Source organism: Methylocystis bryophila (genome assembly GCF_027925445.1).
Taxonomy (GTDB): domain Bacteria; phylum Pseudomonadota; class Alphaproteobacteria; order Rhizobiales; family Beijerinckiaceae; genus Methylocystis; species Methylocystis bryophila.
In genome coordinates this window covers 104,667-128,558 of sequence record NZ_AP027149.1, presented here as the reverse complement: position 1 = coordinate 128,558, position 23,892 = coordinate 104,667, and the positions used below count along the sequence as shown (strand labels likewise).

Below are 23,892 nucleotides of genomic sequence, written 5' to 3'. Positions count from 1 at the left end.
GGATGCACCTCAACATCAGACGCTCGACGATTCTTCCAGCCGCGCTTTCCGCGAATGGACGAGCTTGAACACGACTGGCACGAAAAACAGCGTGGCGACTGTGGCGCAGGATAGTCCGCCGATGACCGCGCGGCCAAGCGGCGCGTTCTGCTCGGCGCTAAGCGCCATGGGCAGCATGCCGAGGATCATGGCGAGCGCCGTCATGAGCACAGGGCGGAATCGCATGTAGCCGGCTTGGAGCGCGGCGTGGTGCGGGTCGGCGCCTTCTGCGAGCTGCTCGCGGGCGAAGCTCACGACCAGAATGCTGTTGGCGGTCGCGACGCCCATGCACATGATGGCGCCGAGCAACGCCGGCACAGACAGAGTTGTGAAGCTCAGGAATAGCATCCAGGCGATGCCGGCCAGCGCAGTCGGCAGCGCCGTAACGATCACAAAAGGGTCGAGCCACGACTGGAAATTGACGACGATGAGCAGATAAATCAATATCACGGCAAGCGCGAGGCCCCCGAAGAGTTGTATGTAGGCGCTCGTCATCGTCAGCACTTGCCCTCTCAGCACGATGGTCGACCCGCGCGGCGCCTCGCTTGCGTGGCTCTTGAGAATCGCGTCGATGTCGCTCGCGACAGCGCCGAGATCGCGCGCGTGGTTTGTCGCATAGATATCCACGACGGGCTGCACGTCGTAATGCGAGACGACCGCGTCCGTTCGCTGACGTGAGATGGAGGCGATCCCGCCGAGGACCTGGAACTCCCCCGAGGACGTGAGCGGCATGTTGACGAGCGAGGGCATCGTGTCGACCCAATATTGCGGCGCCTGCACGACGATCGGATAGGACACGCCGTTCTTGTGGTTGAGCCAAAAGGTCGGCGCGGTCTGGAAACTGCCGGCGAGCGTGTTTTGCATCGCGTTCGCCACGTCTTTTTGATTGAGACCCACGTCGATCGCGAAGGAGCGGTTCACGTCCACTTGCAAGGTTGGCGCGTTGAAGGCTTGTTGAATGCGGGCGTCGGCCACGCCGGGCACGTTAGCGATCTCCTTGTAGAGCTTCATCGCAAAAGCGCGATTGGCCTCTCTCTGATTGCCCATGACCTGCACGTCGATTGGCGAAGGGAGCCCGAAATTCAGAATTTGCGTGACGATGTCGGCGGGCAGGAAGGCGAAGGTGGCGCCCGGGAAGAGCTGCGGCAGCTTCTCCCGCATGGTCTGCACATACTCGTGCGTATGGCTTTCCTCGCCCTCCTTCAGCGTGATCAACAAATCTGCATCGACGACGCCGATCGTGCCGGAATTGCTGTAAGCGAGATTAATGCCGCTGATCGGCAGCCCGATGTTGTCGACGATCGAGGCGAGCGCCGAAGCGGGAATGAGGCGCCGGATCGCGGTGTCTACATCGTCGCAAAGAATCGCAACATTCTCGATGCGGGTGCCGATGGGCGCGCGAAGATGCAGCTTGATCTGTGTCGACTCGACCGACGGGAAAAAATTCTCGCCGAGGAAGGGCGCGAGACCGAAGGAGAGCACGACGGCGCCGAGCAGGCCAACGACGAAGGGCCATGGCCTTGTCAGCGCGCGCTCCAGAAGCTCGCGATAGCCCTCGCGCGCGCGCTCGAATCGATGCATGAAACCGCGCTGAAACCTGACAAAGGGATTGGGGCTTTGCAGCTCGGAAGCCTCCACCGCTTCCGACTCCACGCCGTGGACGAACTGCTTGCCTAAGAGGTGGCGAGCCAGCGTGGGGACCACCGTGTAGGTCAGCACATAGGAAGCTATTAGAGAAATGATCACGGCCTCGGACATGGGACGAAAAAGATAGCCCGCCACGCCGCCCAGCGAGAAGGTCGGGAGAAACACGATCGAGATGGCGAGGATGGAGACGGTCGCCGGGATCATGATCTCGCTGGCGCCGTTCATGATCGCCTCGACGATCTCCTCTCCGTCTTCAAGATGACGGTCGATATTCTCGATCGTCACCGTGGCGTCGTCCACCAGGATTCCGACCGCGAGCGCCAAGCCGCCCAGGGTCATGACGTTGATGCTCTCGCCAAGGGCCGAAAGCACGGCGATGGCGGTCAGGATCGACAGCGGAATCGAGATGCTGATGATGACCGTCGAGCGCCAACTGCCGAGGAAGAGCAGGATCATGAGGCCGGTCAAGGTGGCGGCGATGAGGGCCTCGCGCAGCACGCTCGTGACGGCGGCCTGAACAAAGGGCGACTGGTCTCCGACGGCGACGAGATCGAGCCCCTCGGGCAGACCGGCCTTGATCTTCGGCAATTGCGTCTTGACGCCCTCGATGACGTCAAGGGTCGAGACCGCGCCGATTTTCTGAATCGTCATGAGCACGGCGTTGCGTCCGTTGACGCGGACGATATTGGTCTGCGGCGGGGCCGAATCATGCGCATAGGCCACATCGCGCATATAAACGATGGTTCCGCCGACGCTCTTGATCGGCAGATCGTTGAGCTCGGCGATCTCCCTGGGCGACACGTTGAGATTGACGATATATTCGTAGTCGCCGATCTTTTGCGTGCCGACGGGAGTGATGAGGTTCTGCTGCGCGAGCGCCGCGCCGACGTCTTGGGCCGAAAGGCCGTATCGGCGCAGCTTCGCCGGATCGATCTCGACCTGCACCTGCCGCACCTTACCGCCATAGGGCGATGGGATGGCGGCGCCGGCTACGGTCGCAAGCTGCGGCCGGATGAAGTTTTGCGCGTAATCGAAGAGCTCGATGTCGGAGGCCGTGTCGCTCGATAATGCGAGCTGGATCACCGGCACGCTCGACGCATTGAAGCTCAGCACATAGGGCGGGGTCACGCCGGCAGGCAGGAATTTGAGCACCGTCTGCGAGGCCGCCGTCACCTGCGCGATGGCGAAATCGATTTTGACGTTGGGCTGGAAGTAGACCTTGACGACCCCGTAGCCCGGCAGGGACTGCGACTCGATGTGCTCGATGTCGTTGACCTGCGCCGTCAGCGTGCGCTCGTAAAAATAGACAATGCGTCCCGACATGTCGTCCGGCGGCAGGCCGTTATAGGTCCACACCACGCTGATGACGGGAATGCCGATGTTGGGAAAAATATCGGTCGGCGTCTGGAACCACGCCTTGACCCCGAAAATCAGGATCAGCATCGCCATGACAACGAAAGTGTACGGACGTTGTAGGGCGATCCGGACAATGCCGATCATGCTGCGATGAACTCCGTGGCGGTCCGACCGCGTCCCGAACCATGGCGGGCAAGGCTGGTCTAGCCTGCCGACGCGACATCCGGAACTAAATTCTCGTTTAGTGAAAGCCTAGAGCACGTCACGGAAAAGTGCGAAGCGTTACTCCGGTCATGACATGCTTGTCTTATGACTTGGCGCGTTTCCCGCGCGAACGATTCCGTTCGCGCGGGAAACGCGCGAGCGCCGCCAGCATCCGGACGGACATGCCGAGCTACAAAAGAGTGGTCTAAACGGCGGAGCGGGGAGGGGAGGGCCGCGCCCCGCTGCTGCGCGCGCCAATTCGAAAACGAACCGGGGGACGCCGCGCGCCCCCCCGGTCGTATGTGAGCCGATCCTCGAGAGAGATGCGGCCTCGGTCAGTATTTGGCGAGCACGGGCTCCGCCGCGAAGCCGTTGAAGTGATAGTTCACGCCGGTGCGGAGCACGTGACCGTCGAAAGTGAGGCTATCAACTCCTGCAGTGTTCGAAGCGGCCGCTCCGGTCGCCAGCAACATCTCGAGATGCGGCGCGTGGCTCGTGTACGTGCCGAGGTTGTAATAGAGATATTCGGCCTTGAGGCTCCAGTTGGGCAGGAACGCCCACTCGACGCCGCCGCCGAGCGCGTAGCCGGCCTTCGTGTCCGACAGGCTCGAGCCCCCAAAGCCGACGCCCGCCAGGGCGCTCGTCGCCGTCATGACGTCGCTCATCCCCCGACTGCTGAAGCTCACGCCGCCATAGGCCAAGCCGCCGGTCACATAAGCGAGCACAGTCGGTTTCAGCACGAGGCCGACACGACCGCGCAGCGTGCCCAAGTAGTCGATGCTCCGGTTGAAATTGGTCCCCGTGAAAACGTGGCCGCCGGGGGACAGATAGCTCAACGCCAGATTGGAGGCGTATTCGCTGTCCGAGGCTGTGAGACCCTGAATATCCGTCTCGACGCCCAGCACCAGATCTTTCATGCCTTTGCCGAGAGCGAGCTGATAGTTGTAGCCGGCCTGCGCTCCGCCGATGAAGCCAGAGCCGTTATAGAACCTGACGGGATAGGTTCCGGCGAGGACCGTGCCGGCGTCGAAGCCGGGGCCGGTGGCGTAGGTCGTGTGGCTCACCGCGTCGTCGCCGGCGATACGGGCGCCCGCATTCAAGCCGGCGTAGAGGCCGTGCCACTGAGGCGGCAGAGGCGCGGACGCGGGCGCTCCTTTCGTCGAGGGCAGACCCGCGGCGAGAAGCGGCGCGCCGGGCGCCACCGGATCGGCGGAATCTCTGCCGAAGTGATAGTTTACGCCGACGCGCAAGACATTGCCGCTGAAGTCGGCCCTGTAGCCCGCGTTCGACCAGGATCCGGGCTTGGTGATGGAGTACCAAAGCGGGCCGATGTTCGCTGTGTTGACCGTGCCGAGGTCGTAGTAGAGATACTCGGCCTTCAGGCTCCAGGCGGGATTGACCAGCCACTCGACGCCCGCGCCGGCGGTCCAGCCGGTAAACATGTCGACCTGTCCGTACTGGCTGCCGCCTAGGTAAAGGGCGGGCTTCAGGGTCGGAGCGAAATAGGTCGCGTTGAGGTCGTTCTCGCCGAAGGCCAAGCCGCCCGTGGCGTAGACAAGCACTTCGGGCGTTGCGAGATAGCCCGCGCGGGCGCGCACCGTTCCGAAGAAGTGCTGATTTCGGCCCGCCTGCAGATAGGCGGGCGTCGTCGTTCCTTGCCAGGAGCCCTTGCTGCTGTTGCCGACGCCCAGTCCCGAGAGATCCGCCTCGAGGCCGACGACATATTTCTCTGCGAGCTGCCGGTTGTAACCGACCTCTGCGCCGGCGATGACGCCCTGGCTGTTGAGATCGACTTCCGCAGGAAGCGCCCCCTGCGCATAGAGGCTGAGGAAGCCCGGCGAGCCCGGGGACCCCGCATAGGTGAAGTGGGTGGCGGTGTTCGCCGCAAAGGTGTAGCCGCTGGTCACGCCCGCATACACGCCGTCCCACGGCGCGCGCGGCTTGGTGGACTCTGGCGCCGGCCCCTTGAAGATCCCGCCCTTCGAGACCTTCTCTTCCTTTTGCTCCTCGCCGACCCGCCAGCGCAGCGCCATGCCGGCCTGCCAGATTCTGGAGAGCTGTGGGCCGTTCAGGTTCTGATAGACGGGCACGCCGGCCTCGAGGCCGACCGAAAAGCCCGGAGCGCCCAGGAGCGCGCCGTCAATGTCGGCGCCGCCGAAGACCTGGATCACCTTGCCGCCGTAGTTATTGGGGTTGGCGCTCGGCAGCTTGCCCATGAGCCACAAATCGCCGCCGGAGATCTGGCTTTGAACGCTGTAATTCAACCGGAAGGTGGTCGTGAAGCCTTTGAACCATGTGTAGCCGATCCAGCCGTTCGCCTCCTGGTAATTGCCCCACTTGTAGCCTTCCGGATTCGTGGTGAGCGGGAGACGCGCGCGGTAGGAGACGCCCCAGGACCAGGGGAGGATCGCGCCAGCATACATGACGCCCGGCAGCACGTCGAAGGTGTTGGTGCCGGTCTGCATGCCATAGAAGGCCTGATTGATTTGGTTCCCGACCCCGTTGGCGCCGTAAAGGAAGCCGTAACCTCCCTGAGTATTCAGGACGGCGCCGCCCATATTGTGGTTGCTGCCGGTCGGGAAGGACATGCCGAGATTGAGCTTCACACGGTTGATCTTGTCCTCATAGGCGCGCCAGATGAGCGCCGCCTGCGTGTCGAGCAGGCTGTCGGTGCCCGGATAGCTCGTGCCGCGCGGGTCGAGCGTGAAGAACTGGCCGATCGACTTGCCGTTCACCGACGCGGCGTTCATGACCACAAGATGCGAGTGCTTCTCCTGCGTGCCGGTCAGAAGTACGATCGACAGATCCTTCATGATGCCATAGGCGAGCGTCACGCTCTGTGATTCCAGGAACTGCGCCTGTGGCATCGTCGTGTAGTTCACCGCCGGATCCCAGTACCAGCCGGGAAGGGTCGAGGCGACCTGCTGCTGGGTGACGTTCTGCGTGCCCACCCGCAGATGGCCGTTTTCGCCGAAGTGCGGAATGACCGAGAGCGTCACATGGCCGGGCTCGGGCATGCTGTCCCCGAACACGGAGAGCGGCGGCGGCGGCGGCTTCGTCGCCGGCTCCTCGCTTTGCGTCCCCATTCCCAGCAAGCCGGAAAGATCCACCGCGCCTGCTGGCAGGGGAGTCGCGCCAAGACCGCCGACGGCCAGAAGCGTCGGGAGGCTCACCGTCGCAAGACGACGGAACCGCTGCGAAAACCTCTTGTTCATTCTCTGCTCCGTTACGCTCTGCCCGGGCTCGAGGACTGCCTGTCGGTCCTGCCTCCCGAAGCGGTTTCGAGTCCCCGGATCCGCTTCGCTTGCTAAGACCATTCCCTAGTGTCGGAAGAGCGCGCATTCAAAGTATATAGCGATTCACAGCTCGATCAACGGCATATCCTGTATCAAATACGTATTTCTGCGTGTGTGACATATATGCAACGATCGGCTATTCTTATAATACCCTGTTAATAAAGCAACGCTGACTGCATACTTACTAGGCAATATTCTCAATTGGCGTGCAAGTAGCTCGTTCTGGCAACAAAAGCGCGCGGCTCTCTGCAAAATCACTTTGCAGAGAGCTGATTGCGCGTAAATTCTCTGAAACTTGCCATTTAATCATAGCAACAGGCGATGTGGCGCCGGAACGCCGCCCGCGAAGCATTGCTGTGCTCCGCCAATGGCTGGCGGAGCGCAGGCTGTAAATCCATTACTGTTCGCCGAACATAGTCGCTTTCGGACTCCCGCAAAGCTCAAATTTCGCGTTTTTGAAAAATTCTCGGAGGGTGTTGCAAGAAAGCCATAGGGATCGACGCTTGCCGAAGGAGCGATCTTTGAAGGAGGCGCGGCTTGTAGGGGGCTAACGCGGCGTGTCGCGATCGACCAGAAGTCTTTTTTGCCGGTTTCCCTCTTCCGCGTCCGGAATTTAGGCCAAATTGTCCTCGCTTTTAGGCTCGTCAAGGTCGGGCGCCTTGCTTCCGAAGCGGCGCGCGCCCTGGCTAGGCTCCAACTGTGGCGTTCAAGACACAGGAGATTGGAATTATGACAATAAAAACGATAAAGTTTATAAAGTTAATTGACAAAAGACCGTCTTGCCTTTTGTCTGGCGTCAGGAACCGCCGCGCGGCGGGATGATCAAGGCAAAGCGCAGTGGAGGCGCCCGTCATGAAGCCAGAGACAAGAAGACGTTCGACATTGGCCGCCGCGGCGCTCGGCGCGACGGCGCTGCTCCCCGTCAGCGCGGCCCTGGCTGAGGACACCGCGGCGGAAATCCGCGCGCTCAAGGCGCAGCTCGAGGCGACGATGGGCGAGGTGCGCTCGTTGAAGGATGAGCTTCACCGCTACCAGGACAAGTCAGCGCAGCAGGATCGCAAGATAAAGGAAGTCGCCGCCAAGGCGACCAAGCCCGCAGCCGCCCCGGCGTCCACAAGCGCTTCAGCGCATGATCCGATTACGAAAGGGCCGATCGCTGCGACCGCCTTCCCCTATACGATCGACCTCAGCCACGGCCTGACGGTCCAGTCGCTCGACAAGGCCGACAGCTTCCACATCGGCGGCCGCTTCTACGTCGATGGCGGACTTTCGACGCAGCCGGAGCGGGGACTGTCCGAGACCGCGAACATCACTCAGGCGCGTCTGCAGGTGGAGGGCCGCCTGCGCAGAATCTGGGAATACAAGCTCCAATATGACTTTGTCGGCGGCTCCAACGCGACGACCGTCGGCGCGGCGGGCGGCATCCGCGACGCCTATCTCGCGCTCATCTATCCAGGCTTCAAGCCGCCCTTCCTGCCGAACCCGATCGAGGTGCAGGTCGGCAACTTCTTCCTGCCGCATGGGCTGGAGCGCAGCGAATCCAAAAACTACATCGACTTCGTCGAGCGTTCCCTGATGTCCGACACTTTCGGGGCCTCGCGTCACGTCGGCCTTGCGCTTCTGACGCACGGCTCCGACTGGACCTTCAAGACTGCCGTCTCCTCGACGAGCCTCGAAGACGCGTCCCTGAAGCCGGCGGCGATGACCGCCGTGCCCGTCGGCGTCGGAAGCCAGGCGAACTGGGTCTCGACGGGCGGCAGGCAATATTATGACATCACGGCAAGGGCGACCTATGCGCCCATCTGGAGCGAGGACAGGCTTCTGCACTTCGGCGCCTCGGGTCGTTATCACCGCCCGAACGACTCGACCGCGGCCAACGACGACCGGGTCCTGGCGCTGGGCTCCAACACTGCGTCCGAAAGCAACGTCCTCAAGGAGAACCTGCTCGGCACACCGGACCTCTCCTGCTCGAACATTCCCACCGGAAATCTCGGTGTGACCGCCGATCCGAACGGCCTGATCTCCTCGACCAGCGCGGGCTATGTGCCCCTTTTCGGTCAGCAGATCTCGCAGACTGCGATCGCCGGCCATTGCTTGAAGAGCGTCCTGACTTTCGGCGCGGAGCTCGCCGCCGCCTATGGCCCCCTATTCTTCCAGGCGGAATATATGGGCTCGCAATATAACCGCGACCCTTATGCGGTCCTGCGGGCCAATTATGCGGCCTCGGTGACCAATAGCTACTGGGCTCCTGCCGCCAAAAGCTTCTACCCCTATCCGTTCTCGCCGGGCGGCGCGTCGATGTATTTCAGCGGCTATTACCTCTCCGCCATGTGGTTCCTGACCGGAGAATCGAAGGCCTCCGCCTATCAGGTCGACAATAACTCCAACCCCGGCGGCTTCCGACAAGTGACAATCAAGCATCCGCTCAGCGCGGGTGGAATTGGCGCCGTCGCGCTGACCGGGCGCCTCAGCGAGGTCGATCTGAACAGCGGGCCGTTCCAAGGCAATTATTACAACACCCTCTACGCCTTGGCCCCCATAGGAGCCATCACCAGCAAGGGCTTTGGCACGAACAAGCTCGCCATTTACAACGCCGGCGTGCTCGGCGGCCGTCAGCAGGATGCGACGGTCGGCGTCAATTGGTATCCCGAGAACGGCATACGCTTCATGCTGAACGTCACCCGCGTGATGGCGCTCAGCGCGCCCTATAGCCAGCCCTGGCTCAATGGCGTGCATCCGACGACCGTCATCCTGCGCACGCAAGTCGATTGGTGAGTCGCGGGTTTTCGTATGTCTGGCCAGAATCAATTACGAGAGCGGGCGCTCCGGCAGGGCCGGGGCGCCCTTCTTGGCTTGGCGCGAGGCCGGGGCGGCTCCTTGAAATCCACTGTCGCGGGAGCAGATACTTCGGCGATGACTCTCGATCTCTGCTTGTTATGCAGAGAGGAAGGGCGCGGTGCGGGAGCGCGGCAATGCGATCACGAACTTCCTTTTTACTGCTCGCGGCGGCGAGCCTGCTTTATACAGGGACGGTCGCGCAGGCCGCCTCACTCTCCTGCGCGGACTTTCGCCAAAACCCCGACGGATCCTGGACGCCGGTTCGCAGGTCTGTCGTGGTTGGGCCTCGCGGGCCGTTTTCAGTCGAGCCCGGCGAAGTTTTCCATGTTCAATTGCAGGGGACGACCAATTACGGCGCCAACATCGCCGAGAGCCTGAACGCGCGCTGCCGCTGAAAGCCTCGAAGTCTCCGGCCAAATCTATCCGTCTCGATGGCAGCCTGCTTGTTGGCTCCATTTTCAGGATTTATGCTAAAGCCGAGTCATCACACGAATTTCGGAGACATTGAGATGTTGCAGTCGATCGCCGGGAAGCCGGGCTTCCTGAGCCGCGAACGCACGGTCGCCGGACCGAGCTTCAATCGTTGGCTGGTCCCGCCGGCGGCCTTGGCCATCCATCTCTGCATCGGCATGATTTACGGCTTCAGCGTGTTTTGGCTGCCGCTCTCGAAGGCGATCGGCGTTACAAGCGCCAAGACCTGTCCGGCCGACATGAGCCTTTTCGCCGAGGCGATCGCGAGAGATTGCGATTGGAAGATCAGCTCGCTCACTTGGACCTTCACCTTCGCGATTGTCTTCCTTGGCTCCTCCGCAGCCGTGTTCGGTCACTGGCTGGAGACCGCCGGCCCGCGCAAGGCCGGCCTCGCCTCGGCCTTCTGCTGGTGCGGCGGCCTCCTGATGTCGGCGCTCGGCGTCTACGCGCACCAGCTCTGGCTGATCTGGCTCGGCTCCGGCGTGATCGGCGGGATTGGCCTCGGCCTCGGCTACATCTCCCCGGTCTCGACGCTGATCAAATGGTTCCCTGACCGCCGCGGCATGGCGACGGGGCTCGCCATCATGGGTTTCGGCGGCGGCGCGATGATCGGCGCGCCGCTGGCCAATTATCTCATCGGCTATTTCACGAGCGCCGCGCCCTCCGCGCCAGCGGCGCTTGCGCCCCTCGACGCCGTCTTCAGGCGTCTCGCCACGCCGAACGAAGTCGGCGTCTGGCAAACTTTCTTGGCCCTGGGGTTGATCTATTTCGTCTTCATGGTCTGCGGCGCCTTCGGCTATCGGGTGCCGCGCGACGGCTGGACCCCTGCGGGCTGGACGCCGCCCGCGCCCGCCGCCAACGCCATGGTGACGCATCGCCACGTGCATCTCGAGACCTCGTGGAAAACCCCGCAGTTCTGGCTGCTTTGGGGCGTGCTCTGCTTGAACGTCAGCGCCGGCATTGGCGTGCTGAGCATGGCCTCGCCCATGCTGCAGGAGGTCTTCGGCGGCCGGCTTCTCGGCTTGGACATCGGTTTCGACAGCCTCAGCGCAACGCAAAAAACGCAGATTGCGACGATCGCCGCGGGCTTCACCGGTCTTCTCTCCTTGTGCAACATCTTCGGACGCATCGGTTGGGCGAGCTTCTCCGACCGGCTCGGACGAAAGCTGACCTACGCCGTCTTCTTTCTGCTCGGCGGCGTGCTTTACGCGCTCGCTCCCGCGGCGGCGCGCGCGGGGCTGCTCGCGGTCTTCGTGCTCGCCTTCAGCGTCATCCTGACAATGTACGGGGGCGGCTTCGCCACGATCCCGGCCTATCTGGCGGACTTGTTCGGCACGCATATGGTCGGCGCCATCCACGGCCGCCTGCTCACCGCCTGGTCCACCGCGGGTGTGGTCGGTCCCTGGCTCGTCACCTCCTTTCGCGAGCGCCAGCTTGCAGCCGGGGCGCCGAAGGCGGCCGTCTACGACCAGACGATGTATGTGTTGGCCGGACTTCTCGTCATAGGCCTCATCTGCGACCTCCTCGTGCGCCCGGTCGCCGCCAAATATTTCATGACCGACGAGGAGGTGGCGGCCGAAAAGCACACGACCGTCGCGGCTGTCAGGCGCGAAGACGATGGCGGCCCCGCCGACTTCGAGGACTTCGAAGAAGAAGAGCGCCAGGGCAGGGCGGTTCGCGCAGGTCGCGCTGGGACGAGGCCTGCATTGGGTGTGGGCGGCGTCATCGTCATGGGCCTGGCGTGGCTCGTCGTGGGCGCGCCCTTGGCGTGGGGCGTGTGGGTCACGCTACAAAAGACCGCGGCGATGTTCCATTGAGCGGATGTTCCGCTCAAAGCCCTAAAAATCGAAACTCGCGCCAGCTTTTCGATTTGGCGCGAGTTCTCCGTAGAGCATGTCCCGACGGACATGCTCTAACGGACGTATCCGTATCCCCAGGCATAGGGCGGCACGGTGCTGCGCCGCGGGCAGGTGTTCACGATAGTCCAGTCGTAACCGGTCCAAACCCGCTGCATGCACTCGAAGCAACGTATCGAATCGCTCTCGTCCCACCGCGTGCAAGCCGTGGAGTCTGCATGGGCCGGAGCGACCCCGACGGTTCCCAGCAGCGCAAGCGCTGCAGCGACCGTTCTGCGTGTATTTGTTGACATGACGGCAACCTCCTTCTGAGACCAAGCTGCCTCCTTCCGGACCCAAGCTGTGATTCCTGGCTCGAGAAACAACCCGCCGTACGTAATTTTAAAGATTTAATACGGAAAACCGCTGTCTGTCCAAACCAAGTGATTGCTGTTATCTGCATGATATTTCTGTTGTTTATGATTTATATGACGAAATAGCTTAGGCTTTACTGTCTTTCGGGAGGCTCCGCCCGGGAGTCGACCCTCCTCCCTCTCCAAGGTGAGCGCGAGGCAGTGGGCGCAGATCAGCGATGCGCAACTTACGAATCATTCGTGAGCACGGATCGGGGGCCCCGGCTGCTGATGCGAATCGCTTGCATCCAGGCGCAGCAGCCTATTGCTAAGGGAATCTTTACAAGGGCAAAGTCTATTGCTGTTTCATTTGCAGGTGTGGCATTTTTGCAACAGTCAAGTTCAGTCTCCTTGGCCTTTGAGTTGCGCTCCTCTGTGTCTATTTAGCCACAGTTACTGTGGCGAAAATGCCACGCTTCTCGTTTTTTGCGCCTAAGGGGTATCCCTAAGCCCTCAAATCATTCAGTTGTCACGCAACCGTCACGCGGCGCCAGTTTCTTGCGCGCATCACCAACCGAGGGAGGCACCTCTCATGAAGTTCTCAGTTGCACAGCGCGCGATCTTGATCGCCGCTTTCGGAATGGCGGCCGTGGCGCCCGCGCAAGCGACGGACGATCGCGCGGAAATCCAGGCGCTGCTCGCCCGCGTGAAAGCGCTCGAGGCGAAGGTCGCCAAGCAGGACGCCGTGGCGCGCAGGTCGAAAGCGGGCGAAGCGCCCACTCTGTTCGTCAAGGGGCCGGCGCCTGAGCCGGTGGGGGAAGACTCGTTCCACTTCAAGGGTCTCACGATCACTCCGGGCGGCTTCATCGCGCTGGAAAGCATTCGCCGCAGCAACTGGCTCGGCGCCGACATCAACACGCCGTTCCAGAACATTCCCTACGGCTTCCAGCCAGCGGGCCATACGGATGAGTTCCGCTTCTCGGCGCGCCAGTCGCGCCTCGCCCTCAAGGTGAAGGGCGACCTCGATCCGCTGAACCATATCACTGGCTATGTCGAGACCGACTTCCTGGGCGCCGCCCAGACGGCCAATTCGAACCAGAGCAACTCCTACAATCTGCGTATGCGCCAGTTCTGGTGGAACGTCGACAATGACACTTACGGCCTGCATTTTTCGGCTGGCCAGACATGGTCTCTCGCGACGACGAACTCGGTCGGCACCAAAATCGATAGCTACCTGACTCCGCCGACGATCGACGCCCAATACCTCCCCGGCTTCTTCTGGTCGCGTCAACCGGGCGTCCGTATCTCCAAGGACTTCAACAAGGAATTCTGGGTCGCCTTCTCGGCCGAAGGCTCGGCGCAGACCTGGGCCGGGACGCCCGCTTTGATCAGCAACAACCCTGGCTGGGTGGGCGGTCCCTTCTCGAGCGTCACGACGTCCTCCGCCTTGTGGCCCGCAGGCTATGCAGGACCTTTTGTCACCGCTGCTCCGGCTGGCGGTGGCCTGTTCAACGCCGCGAACAACTATAGCTTCAACCGTATGCCCGATTTCATCGGCAAGGCGGCTTGGGATGTGCCCTACCTGCCCGATCGTAAGCTCCATATCGAAGGCTTCGGCATCGTCCGCGACTTCACCGATCGCAGCCTTTGGGGCAATCAGCACGCCTGGGGCGGTGGCGGCGGCGGCAGCGTGATCCTCGAGGTCGTGCCGAAGCTCCTGGACGTGCAGGCGCAAGGCGTCGTGGGTCGCGGCATCGGCCGCTACGGCGTGCTCAACGACGCGGCGATCAGCGTCAGCGGCGCGCCTCTGCCGATCACCGAGCGCTTCCTGCTCGTCGGCGCGACGCTGCACCCGACCAGCCAGACCGACATCTACGGCTTCTACGGCGGCGAGTTCCAGAACAAGAACGCGCAATATTATGGCGCTAACGTCGGCGGAGTTACGAGGCTCGTCGTCGGCGGCTACGGCAGCCCGTACTACTCCAACTGGGGCTGCAACGCCGAGAACGAGTTCGCTGGCGCTGCCACGCCGGCTCCGTTCACCGGAACAGCCTGCAGCGGCAACATCAAGGACGTTCGTCAGGCGACTGGCGGGATCTGGCATACTTTCTACGCCGGGCCGGCCGGCAAGATCAAAGCGGGTCTGCAATATTCCTACACCTGGAAGGACGGCTTCTGGAGCTATCTGGGCGGCGCGTCCTCGGGCCACGACAGCATGATCCTGACCAGCTTCCGTTATTATCCCTTCGACTGACGACGGCGCCTCGCGCGCTTAAGAGTAGCGATCGCCGGCCGCAGTCAGCGGCCGGCGGTTTTTTTTGCGACTGCACTTGAGGAATGACGCTTTGTTCGCGAGGCGCCGAACCGTGGGCTCTAATCCGACGACGGCGGGTAGCCGATGATCTTGGCCGCCACCCATACGGCGAGGCCAATCAAAACGAGAACGACCGCCCATTGATAGGCCCAGGCCGCTGGATTGCTCCGGACGGGGACCGTCACCATCCCGCTCAACGAAAAGCCCGCGACGGCCGCAACGCCGCCGAGAAGAAGTAATTTCAGGCCGCTTCTGGCGCGTTTGACCTGCTCGATTCTCGCTCTGAAACCTGGGTGACGCATTGTTGCCAGCCTTTGATTTAGCGCGATTTTGTCGCTCGAACGATTCCCTTCGAGCGGCAAACGCGCCACAGCGCGCGAAATGCATCATATTCGCACGCTGGCGAAATTATTGCTTTCGCAACCCATCGCGGAGAATTGGCGCAATCCTGACAACGCGCCGGCATCCAAGGTGAGGAAATGGCAGATCCCAAGGTCACCATCGAGCAATTACCCAGCGGAAAATGGGCGTGTTTTCTTCATTTGCCGGGACAGGAGACCCCGGCCCATCTCGGCAAGGAGTTCAAGAACGAGGAGCAGGCGGAAAACTGGTTGAACGTCTCCGAAGCCGTGACGGCGATCGAGATGATGACGCGAAAAGCCGCCGCCGCAAAGTAAGATTTACGAACGTCATGGCAGAGGCCGCGCCTTTCCCAGGCGCGGCCTTTTGCGCGCGGCGGGCCTCGAGCGGTCGTTCGGCCTGAACGCGACTCTTGCCCCTGCCCAACCCTCCCCCGCTTCGCTGGAGAGGGAGCGGATTCGGCGCCTTGTCATAGAACTCGAGTCATTGCTGTGAGGCATATCCCTCCCCCGTGAAAGCGGGGGGGAGGGATAGGGAGGGGGCTTTGCATGAAGCCGATGAGCGAGGGCGCTAGCAGTCGGCCGGCCTCAACCGCTCAAGCCCCCCGCGAGGCTCGGGACGTCGAGCGTCCGAAAACCATAATGTTCCAGCCAGCGCAGGTCGCCGTCGAAAAAGGCCCGCAGGTCCGGCATGCCGTATTTCAGCATGGCGAGGCGGTCGAGGCCGACGCCGAAGGCGAAGCCCTGATGCACGTCGGGGTCGAGTCCGCAGTTCTTCAAGACCTTCGGATGCACCATGCCGCAGCCCAAAATCTCCATGAAGTCGTCGCCCTCGCCGATTCGCACCTCGTCGGCTCCGCGCCGGCAGCGCACGTCGACTTCCATGGAGGGCTCGGTGAAGGGGAAGAAGGAAGGGCGGAAGCGCAGATCCAGCGTCTTCACCTCGAAAAAGGCCTTCAGGAACTCCTCCAGAACCCATTTGAGATGACCCATATGCGTCGATTCATCGACGACGAGGCCCTCGATCTGGTGGAACATCGGGGTGTGGGTGCGGTCCGAGTCGCAGCGATAGACGCGGCCGGGGCAAATCACGCGCAGCGGCGGCGGCTGCGTCAGCATGGTGCGAACCTGCACGGGGCTCGTGTGGGTGCGCAGCAGCTTGCGCTCGCCGTTCGGTCCGGGCGGGAAATAGAAAGTGTCCTGCATCTCGCGCGCCGGATGACCCTCCGGCACGTTGAGCTTCACGAAGTTGTAGTCGTCGGTCTCGATGTCCGGCCCTTCGGCGACGGCGAAACCCATGTCGGCGAAGATGACGGCGAGCTCCTCCATCACCTGCGAGACCGGGTGCACACGGCCCCGCTCCTGGGCGCTCGGCGGCGCGGGCAGCGTCGGATCGAGTCGCTCCGCGGCGAGCCGCGCTTCGAGCGCCTGCGCCTCCAGCACGGTCCGGCGCTCGGCGATGCTGGTTGCGACCGCGTCCTTGAGCGCGTTGATCTTCGCGCCTTCCGTCTTGCGTTCCTCGGGCGCCATGCGGCCGAGCGTCGAGAGGAGCTCCGAGATCGCCCCCTTCTTGCCGAGCGCCGCGACCCGCACGGCCTCGAGCGCCGCCTCGGAGTCGGCGGCCTCGACCCTGGCGATGAACTCGGACTGGAGGCTTGCGAGATCGGTCATGCTGCTGCGCTCGGTGAAAATCGGATGCGCGCGCTTCTGCCACGCGCGCGCAGGCCTGTCGAGGCGAAGGGACAGCTCGTGCGCTGATCGGCTCGCGGCGCGTAAGAACAGGGCGGCCGGTCATTGTGACAGCGGTGACATAAATGTCACATAAGTGAAGAATTTAAAAATGAGACTGCTTTCAATCTAGGCAGAGTCAGTCGAAGCTTGTTATTCTTCTCATTAACGACCCTTTCGTTGCGTAGAGCTGTCCGGCTTCATTGCTGGCGTTCGAGATTCTGTGCAACGAAATGGGAGCTAAAGCTCGTCACCTCTGTAGAGCGCAAGTAATGCAGAGACCCGCGGAGGCCAAGCGCGGGGCGAGCAGATCGGCGGCGGCAGTGGACAAAGAATCTCGAACCGGCTTGACGGCCTTGATGTGGGGCTTACGCCTCCTGCTTCTGGCGGCGCTCCTGCCGGCGTCCGCGCTGACGGCGCCGATTCGGGCCGGCTCCGAGCAGCTCGGCTTGTCGACTGGCGAACAGAATCTCGCCGGTGATTGCTCCGCCTCTCAGACCGATAGCGCCAGCCACGAGCGCTGCGCCGATCCTTTGCACGACTGCTGTCTACCCATCGGCGAGGACGCCGATGGGGTGGCTGCGCGGTCGGCCTTCGTCGCCAGCCTGCGGACGGGCGACCCCGATGCGCCCTATTCGCGCCGAGACCATGATCTGCCTCGGGGGCAACGCACATTGGCGTTCTCCGCGCGGGCGCCTCCCTCTTTCTCCTGAGTCCCAATCCCTCAACCGCATCGACTCAACTCAGAACGCCACGAACTTCGGGGCGCAGGAGAAAGCTATGTCTCGTTCCCAACTCATGCGGGGCGCAAGCCTTGCGATCATCATGCTCGCGTCGACCGCGACGGCGCAGGCGGAAACTGTGCTCCCCGTAGTCAACATCGGAGCCGCCCGGCACCGGCCGGCGCTCGCCGCCGCCCATAACAATCGTCGTCCCCCGGCCCCAAGCGCACGCACTGCCGAGGCCCCGGCGCCACGCAGCTCAGCCCCAGTCGCTCCGCCAGAGGCCCCAGTCGCGCCGCCACAAGCCCCTGTCGCCCCGCCAAAGGTGATCACCACGCTCGGCAACGCCATCGTGACCCACGAGGAGGTGGAAGCCGTCGCGCCGCGGACCTCCGATACGGCCCAATTGCTGCGCGATGTGCCGGGCGCGGCCGTTTACAATAATGGCGGCGTTTCCGGCCTCCCGGTTCTGGATGGCCTGGGCGACGATCGGCTGCATGTCACGATCGGGGGCGTGCCTGTGTTGTCCGCCTGCGCAAACCACATGAACCCGCCGCTCTCCTACATCGCTCCATTTCAGGTGGGCGATATCCGCGTCTTCAACAACATTGTTCCGGTGAGCGTCGGCGGAGACAGCGTCGGCGGGGCGATCCTCGTCGATCCGGCGCCGCCGGCCTTCGCTTCCCCGGCTCAGCCGCTGCTGACGAAGGGCGAGATCGGCTCCTATTTCCGCAGCAACGGCAGCGCCTATGGCGGCAATCTGTCGACGACCGCAGCCACGCAGAATTTCAGCCTCAGCTACAAGGGGTCTTATGCGCGGTCGCAAAACTATACGGCCGGCGGGAATTTCCAGCTCTGGCATCCGGCCTATCTTTGGACCAACAATACGCTTCCGTTCACGATAACGGGCGCGTTTACGCCGTGGTTGAACGCCAACGAGGTCGGCTCGACTTCTTATCAGGCGCAAAATCACGATATCGTGGCCGCATTCCAGCATGAGAACCACTCGCTGAAAGTCGATTTCAGCTTGCAACATATTCCATACCAGAATTATCCAAACCAGCGCATGGACATGACAGAGAATAGAAGCATCATCGGCAATGCCTTATACCAAGGGGTGTATGACTGGGGCAGTCTGGAGGCTCAGGCCTATTATCAGGCGATCCGCCACATCATGGATTTCAACGCCGATAAACAATACTACTACGGATCGCTCACGACGATCCTCGCTCCGGGCATGCCGATGGACACGGCCGCGCAAAACGCAGGCGGAAAGCTCAGGGCCGATATCGTCCTCACGGACGTGCATAAGCTGAAAGTCGGGGGCGAGGTTCAGCAATATCATTACGACGAATGGTGGCCCCCCTCTCCGGCGATCCTTCCGCCCCGCTACAAGACGGGCGGGATGGCTCCGTGGTCGTTCCAGAACATCAACAACGGACAACGGAACCGGATCGACGTCTTCGCGGAACTCGAGTCGCGCTGGAATCCCGAATGGATGACTCAGCTGGGCGTTCGCAACGACACGGTCTTTATGAGCACGGATCCTGTGCATGGCTACAATCCCGGCTATGATTCCGGCCCGCTATTTCCGGCTACGAAATTCAACGCCGCGAATCGCAGCCGCATCGATCAGAACTGGGATCTCACCGCGCAGACGGTTTACACGCCGAACGCCATGCAGACCTACACGATCGGCTATTCGCAAAAAGCCCGTTCGCCGAATCTCTACGAGCGCTACGCCTGGTCGCCCGCGATCATGCCGATGGAGATGATCGGGTGGTTCGGAGACGGGAACTACTATGTGGGCAATCTGAACCTGCAGCCGGAAATCGCTCACACGGCCAGCGCGACCGCAGACTGGCACGACCCGGCGCGAGGCCTCTCGCTTCAGGTCACGCCCTATTTCACCTATATCTCCAACTATATCGACGTCCAGCGCTGCCCGCCTTGGGTCTGCGGAACCTCCGCGATGAACAATCTGACAGGGCTGACGGGCTTCGTCTCTCTGCAGTTCATCAATCAGAACGCGCGGATTTTCGGCGTGGACGCGTCGGCGCGCGCGCTCCTGGCGAAGGACACCCCCCTCGGCGATTTCACCGCCAAGGGCATTCTTGGCTATGTCAATGGGCAGAACACCGTCACCGGCGGGAGCCTGTACCAAATGATGCCCATCAACTCCAAGTTGTCTCTCGAGCAGACGCTATGGGGCTGGACGAATGCGGTGGAGGCCGAGCTCGTCGGAGCCAAGAACCGTGTGGAGCAAGTCAGGAACGAGGTGAAGACCGGCGGCTACACGCTGATCAATCTGCGCAGCACGTATGAGTGGAAGAATATCCGCGTCGATTTCGGCGTGGAGAACGTCTTCAACTCGTTCTACTACTTGCCGCTGGGCGGAGCTTATGTCGGTTATGGCGCGACAATGTCCGGCCCCTTGCCCGTCGGACCCGCTTGGGGAATCGCGGTCCCGGGCATGGGGCGCTCCTTCTATGTCGCAACGCGCGTGAAATTCTGATCGCGCGAATCGGTCGGGCGGCGATCGCGCCGCCCGACCCGGCCACTTCTTGGGTTGAAATTGCGCAGTTGCGGCTCGCTTTGAGAAGATTATCGCTCGATTGCGAAGTCCGGCCTCATTAGGGCATTATAGCGTTGAGCACGCCAAGGCGGCGGAGGGATATCGGCCCTCCGCGAAGGAATTCGCGCCGGCGATCGCAAGCGCGCGCAAGAAACTGAAGACCCGCGGGCCTAAGCCTAGCGCTTGGGCCGGAGCCGAGGTTTTCAGAGCTCAATCGCACAAATGAGAGTTCAATGACGGAAGCCGAATTTCTGTTCTCCCTCCCGCGCCCGAGCGTCGCGGTCGCAGGCCAATCGCGCCGCTTTCCGGTGCGGCGCATTTGGTGCGTCGGCCTCAACTATGCGGCCCACGCGCGGGAAATGGGGAAGGATCCCGCGAAGGAGCGCCCCTTCTTCTTTTCCAAGCCCGCCGACGCCGTCGTCGAAAGCGGCTCGACGATCCCCTATGCGTCGATGACCGGCGATCTCCATTATGAGATCGAGCTTGTCGCGGCGCTGCATTCGGGCGGGGCGGAGATCTCGAGGGAGACGGCGCTGGACCATGTCTTCGGTTACGCCGCCGGGATCGATCTCACGCGGCGCGATCTGCAAAAGAGGGCGCGCGACGAGGGCAAGCCCTGGGACCTCGCCAAAGGCTTCGACCAATCGGCGCCGCTCGGCGCGATTGCGCCCGCAGCGCAGGTCGGTCATCCCCGCGGCGGACGAATCGCGCTTGCCGTCAATGGCGCGATCCGCCAGCAAGGCGACTTGTCGGATATGATCCTCGACACGGCCGGGATCATCGCGGAGCTCTCCCGCTATGTGCGGCTCGCGGCCGGCGATCTGATCTTCACCGGCACGCCGGAAGGGGTGGGCCCGCTCCGCCCGGGCGATGTCGCGGAGGGCGAGATCGCGAGTATTGGCCCCGTGCGCGTGCAGATTGCGGGATGAAGCTCGTCAGTGAGCAATTGACCGCCTTGCAATTTATAATAACGTCAACTGCGAATTTACTCATATCGCACAACTTGCCGAAGGGAGATTCGGCGCCGACATGGACGAAGACGAGCAAAAGCTCAATCACGCGACTTTGACTCAGCTCGCGCGGGCGGGCGCCGTGACCGAGGTTCGCGCGGTCGGACAGAGTGGCGGCTGGCTTCTCGCGGTGAGCTTCGGCGCGCAATCCGGGGTTCGGCTCTGCGCGCAACGGTCCGGCGAGCCGCGGCTGTTTGCGCGCTTCGAGAGTCTCGTTTCCTATCTGAGGGGTCTCAAGATCGACCGCTTTCAGGTGGAGACCGCGGATTTTGAGGCGAAGGCGGCGCCATCCCGGCGCCGGCCGGATCGCGCCGAGGCCTTGCGCCGCGTGCACCGAGTCGCGGCGTCGGAGACCCCGCTGCCGCAAGCGCTGCAGGCGGCGCTTCTTGAGGCTGACGCGCCCGCGGCTCAATGGCTTTCGCACAAGGATTTGAAGCGGGAATGGGCCGCGGCGCGCGAGACCTTTCTCGCCGAGGAGGCCGCCTCATGAAGCTGCGCTGGTTGCGCCGAGCCTTCAATGAATTGTTGAACCACGCGGATGAGATCGCGCTGGCGAGCCCCCGGGCCGCGATCGAGGTGACGGATCGGCTGCTCGCCGCCGCCGAGGCGCTACGCGACGGGCGCGCGATCGGACGTCCCGTCGGCTCGGGACTCCGCGAGTTGCGGATCGGGGGGACGCGGCTCTCGCTCTTCTACCGCATCAATCAGGAGACGGAGCGTCTCGAGGCGGTGCATGTCGCCCAGGCGGAGCAGCCCTGGCCGGAACAAGGCGAGGAATGGCGCAACCTCGCGCCCTGATCCACGCGCTATTTCGCCTTGAGCACCTGGCGGCATTCCGCGGGCAGCCCTGACATGGTCATCGGCGGCCAGGTCTTGCCCGAGGGCTTCCAATTCCGGATCTCAGGCGAGAACCAATGGGCGAGCGAGGCGTCGCATGCATCGCCTGGCGGAACGGGCGCCTGGTCCGTGCAGCTTTCGGAGTCCTTTGGACAGTGGAGGCGCACGTGGAAATGATAGTCGTGCCCGTACCAGGGCCGCACCTTGTGCATCCATGGCTGGCCCGCGGCGACGCGGCACAAGGCGCGCTTGATCGCGGCGTTTATGAAGATCCGCTCCACGGCCGGGTCCTCGGCGGCGGCGCGGACGACGGCGACGTGTCCCTCCGTCCATCCGGGGATCACGTCGAGCCTGTCCCCGCGCACCATTTCGGTCGCCGACATTTCCTCGCGCTCAAGAGGTGTGAGCTCGCGCGGCGGCATGGGCGTGAGCCAGACGTCGACGTCCAGGCCGATCTGATGCGAGGCGTGTCCGCCCATCATCGGCCCGCCGCGCGGCTGCGACATGTCGCCGATCAGGACGCCCGGCCAGCCGCTGCCGCTGCTTGCCGCGGCCGTGAACCGCTCGATGAACCCGATCAGCGCCGGATGACCCCAGTTGCGATGGCGCGAGAGGCGCATGACCTGCCAGTGCGGGCCGTTGACGGGCAGCTCGACGCCGCCGGCGAGACAGCCGTGCGAATAAAAGCCGATCGGATCGGGATCCATCGGCGCACCTTGCGTGGCGCGGCCGAAGAACTCTCTCGCCGGGGTTTTCGGGTCCGATGGGTTTGCAAGCGGTGGCAGGGGCTTTGGATCGACCGTGCCCTTCTCCTGCGCCATGGCCGGGCCGCAGAGAATAGCCGCGACGATCAACGTCCAGCAGTGGCGATCCAACATGCGCGAGCCCTGTCGCAAAGAGACGCGAGGCGATCGAAAGGGCTCTGATTCGCCCTGCCTGTCAACCTTAACGAAGCGTTTCGATTGTCCCTTAATGGAGCAGCCCTTTATAGCAAGGCGGAAGCGGCGTCGATGGCATGTAGGGAGTTCAGTCATGCGTTGTGTGGGGATATTGCTCGCGATGGTCTTCGCCTGGCTCGGCGTCTCCGTCGCGCAGGCGAAAGTGCGCGTCCACATCGATTTGTCGACGCAGACCATGCATGTCGAGTCCTCGAGCGGCAGCTATTCCTGGCCGGTCTCGACGGCGCGCGCCGGCTATGTCACCCCAAGGGGGACCTTCTCGCCAACCTACATGACGCGCATGACCCACTCGACGCTCTATAACAACGCGCCGATGCCGCATGCGATCTTCTTTCGTAGCGGCTGGGCGATCCACGGCACCAACGCCGTCGGCCAGCTCGGCCGCCCCGCATCGCATGGTTGCGTGCGCCTTTCTCCCGGGCACGCCGCGCAGCTTTATCAAATGGTCGAGGCCGAAGGCGCGAGCATCTCGATCGGCGGGTCGTCGCCGGCTTCCCGCGCCCGCCACGCCGCGCTTCGGCACGGCCCGCGCGCCGGCAATAGCGCGCTGGCCTATGCTCCCACGCGACGCGCCCGGGCTCCCCATTCCGTCAGGGCCTGGCAGGCCGATCCGACCGGTGGCTTCACGGGGTTCACGGGGAATCCGTGGTGAAGATCCGACGGGAGAGTCCGACGTCGGCCCCATGGCTTCCAGCCGGTTCGAACGCCTTGAAGGACGCTCGGCGTTAGATTTCCTCAAAACCGAAATGCGGAATTCTCGTTCGCTTTTCGCCGGCGCGCCTTGCGGACGCGCAGGCATGAAATCGGTGTCGCTGGTTTTTTGGTCGCGAAGCGCTCAGGAGGCGGCGGGAGCATGGCGCTCACGCATGGACGCGCTCATTTATTCGATCGACCCATAAAATAACACAACGCCGCGCAGCCTAGGTTGCGCGGCGTTGTGTGGCGTAGCTCATATGGCTCAAGCAGATTCGGCGGGAAGGCCTGCGCTTGCAGCTTGACGAGCGGCGCGCGCTCGCGCGCGAAACTAGAAGTTGTGCGAGATGATCGGCGCGAGCGCAATAAGGGCAAAAATTGCGCCGATCGCGCCGGCCACCCAAAGAAGACCCTTCATGCGGGCAAGAGTGCCGGCGCCGGTGTTGGAGCTGCTCATTTTGTCTCTCTTTCGGATAGACACGCCCGTTACGTAAGCCGCCTTTACGCGTGTCAATGTAAGTTGCAGCTCATTTCAATCAGTAGATGGCTTGCCGGACGTACACAAGTTGCGATTGAGAAAGGCGCCGCGTCATCCTGTCACAGCGTGCTGCTCTTGCGCTCCGGGCAGACGACGCATCTCCGACAGACGACACCGA

18 protein-coding genes are annotated in these 23,892 nt (G+C 62.8%); 11 read left to right on the top strand and 7 right to left on the bottom strand.

The window, feature by feature from the left end:
• Window positions 1-15 precede the first annotated feature (15 nt).
• Together QMG80_RS00600 and QMG80_RS00595 are read right to left on the bottom strand one after the other, a co-directional pair.
• The gene (locus QMG80_RS00600; protein WP_085771058.1) at window positions 16-3,186 is read right to left on the bottom strand and encodes an efflux RND transporter permease subunit; all 3,171 of its coding nucleotides are present in this window, start codon (window positions 3,184-3,186) and stop codon (window positions 16-18) included.
• Between the two features lie 395 nt (window positions 3,187-3,581).
• Window positions 3,582-6,461 (bottom strand): outer membrane protein, encoded by a 2,880-nt coding sequence (locus QMG80_RS00595; RefSeq protein ID WP_158658655.1) that lies wholly within the window; start codon window positions 6,459-6,461, stop codon window positions 3,582-3,584.
• Between the two features lie 933 nt (window positions 6,462-7,394).
• On the opposite strand from QMG80_RS00595, the gene QMG80_RS00590 reads away from it, so the two are divergent.
• The 3 genes from QMG80_RS00590 (at window position 7,395) to QMG80_RS00580 (ending at window position 11,668) form a co-directional block, all read left to right on the top strand.
• Window positions 7,395-9,317, top strand: coding sequence for an OprO/OprP family phosphate-selective porin (locus QMG80_RS00590; protein ID WP_085773580.1), 1,923 nt, complete (start codon window positions 7,395-7,397; stop codon window positions 9,315-9,317).
• 197 nt (window positions 9,318-9,514) lie between these two features.
• Entirely contained in the window at window positions 9,515-9,775 is a 261-nt protein-coding gene (locus tag QMG80_RS00585) for a hypothetical protein (protein ID WP_085771056.1), read from the top strand.
• A gap of 114 nt (window positions 9,776-9,889) precedes the next feature.
• On the top strand, window positions 9,890-11,668 hold the full coding sequence (locus tag QMG80_RS00580; protein ID WP_085771055.1) for an OFA family MFS transporter: 1,779 nt from the start codon (window positions 9,890-9,892) through the stop codon (window positions 11,666-11,668).
• Window positions 11,669-11,763: 95 nt separating this feature from the next.
• Here QMG80_RS00580 and QMG80_RS00575 read toward each other — a convergent pair whose 3' ends face one another.
• On the bottom strand, window positions 11,764-12,000 hold the full coding sequence (locus QMG80_RS00575) for a hypothetical protein (protein ID WP_158658654.1): 237 nt from the start codon (window positions 11,998-12,000) through the stop codon (window positions 11,764-11,766).
• Between the two features lie 631 nt (window positions 12,001-12,631).
• On the opposite strand from QMG80_RS00575, the gene QMG80_RS00570 reads away from it, so the two are divergent.
• Entirely contained in the window at window positions 12,632-14,293 is a 1,662-nt protein-coding gene (locus QMG80_RS00570; protein ID WP_085771054.1) for a hypothetical protein, read from the top strand.
• Between the two features lie 119 nt (window positions 14,294-14,412).
• On the opposite strand, the gene QMG80_RS00565 is transcribed toward QMG80_RS00570, so the two are convergent.
• Window positions 14,413-14,655: a hypothetical protein gene (locus tag QMG80_RS00565; RefSeq protein WP_158658653.1), complete on the bottom strand. Its 243-nt coding sequence runs from the start codon at window positions 14,653-14,655 to the stop codon at window positions 14,413-14,415.
• A gap of 177 nt (window positions 14,656-14,832) precedes the next feature.
• Between QMG80_RS00565 and QMG80_RS00560 the strand changes: the two genes are divergently transcribed.
• A complete protein-coding gene (locus QMG80_RS00560; RefSeq protein WP_085771052.1) occupies window positions 14,833-15,030 on the top strand; it encodes a hypothetical protein in 198 nt (65 codons plus the stop codon).
• A 270-nt stretch (window positions 15,031-15,300) separates the two neighbouring features.
• Here the strand turns inward: QMG80_RS00560 and pheS are convergent, their stop codons facing one another.
• Window positions 15,301-16,383: a phenylalanine--tRNA ligase subunit alpha gene (gene pheS / locus QMG80_RS00555; RefSeq protein WP_085771051.1), complete on the bottom strand. Its 1,083-nt coding sequence runs from the start codon at window positions 16,381-16,383 to the stop codon at window positions 15,301-15,303.
• A 329-nt stretch (window positions 16,384-16,712) separates the two neighbouring features.
• Here pheS and QMG80_RS00550 point away from each other — a divergent pair, with 329 nt between their 5' ends.
• From QMG80_RS00550 to QMG80_RS00530, 5 genes are all read left to right on the top strand, one after another.
• Complete coding sequence (locus QMG80_RS00550) at window positions 16,713-17,153, top strand: hypothetical protein (RefSeq protein WP_085771050.1); 441 nt, start codon at window positions 16,713-16,715, stop codon at window positions 17,151-17,153.
• Between the two features lie 67 nt (window positions 17,154-17,220).
• Window positions 17,221-19,677, top strand: a complete 2,457-nt coding sequence (locus QMG80_RS00545) for a TonB-dependent receptor (protein ID WP_085771049.1) — start codon at window positions 17,221-17,223, stop codon at window positions 19,675-19,677.
• Window positions 19,678-19,970: 293 nt separating this feature from the next.
• Window positions 19,971-20,666 (top strand): fumarylacetoacetate hydrolase family protein, encoded by a 696-nt coding sequence (locus QMG80_RS00540; protein ID WP_085771047.1) that lies wholly within the window; start codon window positions 19,971-19,973, stop codon window positions 20,664-20,666.
• 100 nt (window positions 20,667-20,766) lie between these two features.
• Window positions 20,767-21,237, top strand: coding sequence for a hypothetical protein (locus QMG80_RS00535; RefSeq protein WP_085771046.1), 471 nt, complete (start codon window positions 20,767-20,769; stop codon window positions 21,235-21,237).
• Entirely contained in the window at window positions 21,234-21,545 is a 312-nt protein-coding gene (locus tag QMG80_RS00530) for a type II toxin-antitoxin system RelE/ParE family toxin (protein WP_158658652.1), read from the top strand. The genes QMG80_RS00535 and QMG80_RS00530 overlap by 4 nt, the downstream gene beginning before the upstream one ends.
• 8 nt (window positions 21,546-21,553) lie before the next feature.
• Here QMG80_RS00530 and mepA read toward each other — a convergent pair whose 3' ends face one another.
• Window positions 21,554-22,462, bottom strand: coding sequence for a penicillin-insensitive murein endopeptidase (mepA, locus tag QMG80_RS00525; RefSeq protein ID WP_085771044.1), 909 nt, complete (start codon window positions 22,460-22,462; stop codon window positions 21,554-21,556).
• 154 nt (window positions 22,463-22,616) lie between these two features.
• On the opposite strand from mepA, the gene QMG80_RS00520 reads away from it, so the two are divergent.
• Window positions 22,617-23,195 (top strand): L,D-transpeptidase, encoded by a 579-nt coding sequence (locus QMG80_RS00520; RefSeq protein WP_085771043.1) that lies wholly within the window; start codon window positions 22,617-22,619, stop codon window positions 23,193-23,195.
• A 372-nt stretch (window positions 23,196-23,567) separates the two neighbouring features.
• Here QMG80_RS00520 and QMG80_RS00515 read toward each other — a convergent pair whose 3' ends face one another.
• A complete protein-coding gene (locus QMG80_RS00515; protein WP_280950014.1) occupies window positions 23,568-23,693 on the bottom strand; it encodes a hypothetical protein in 126 nt (41 codons plus the stop codon).
• Between the last annotated feature and the right edge of the window lie 199 nt (window positions 23,694-23,892).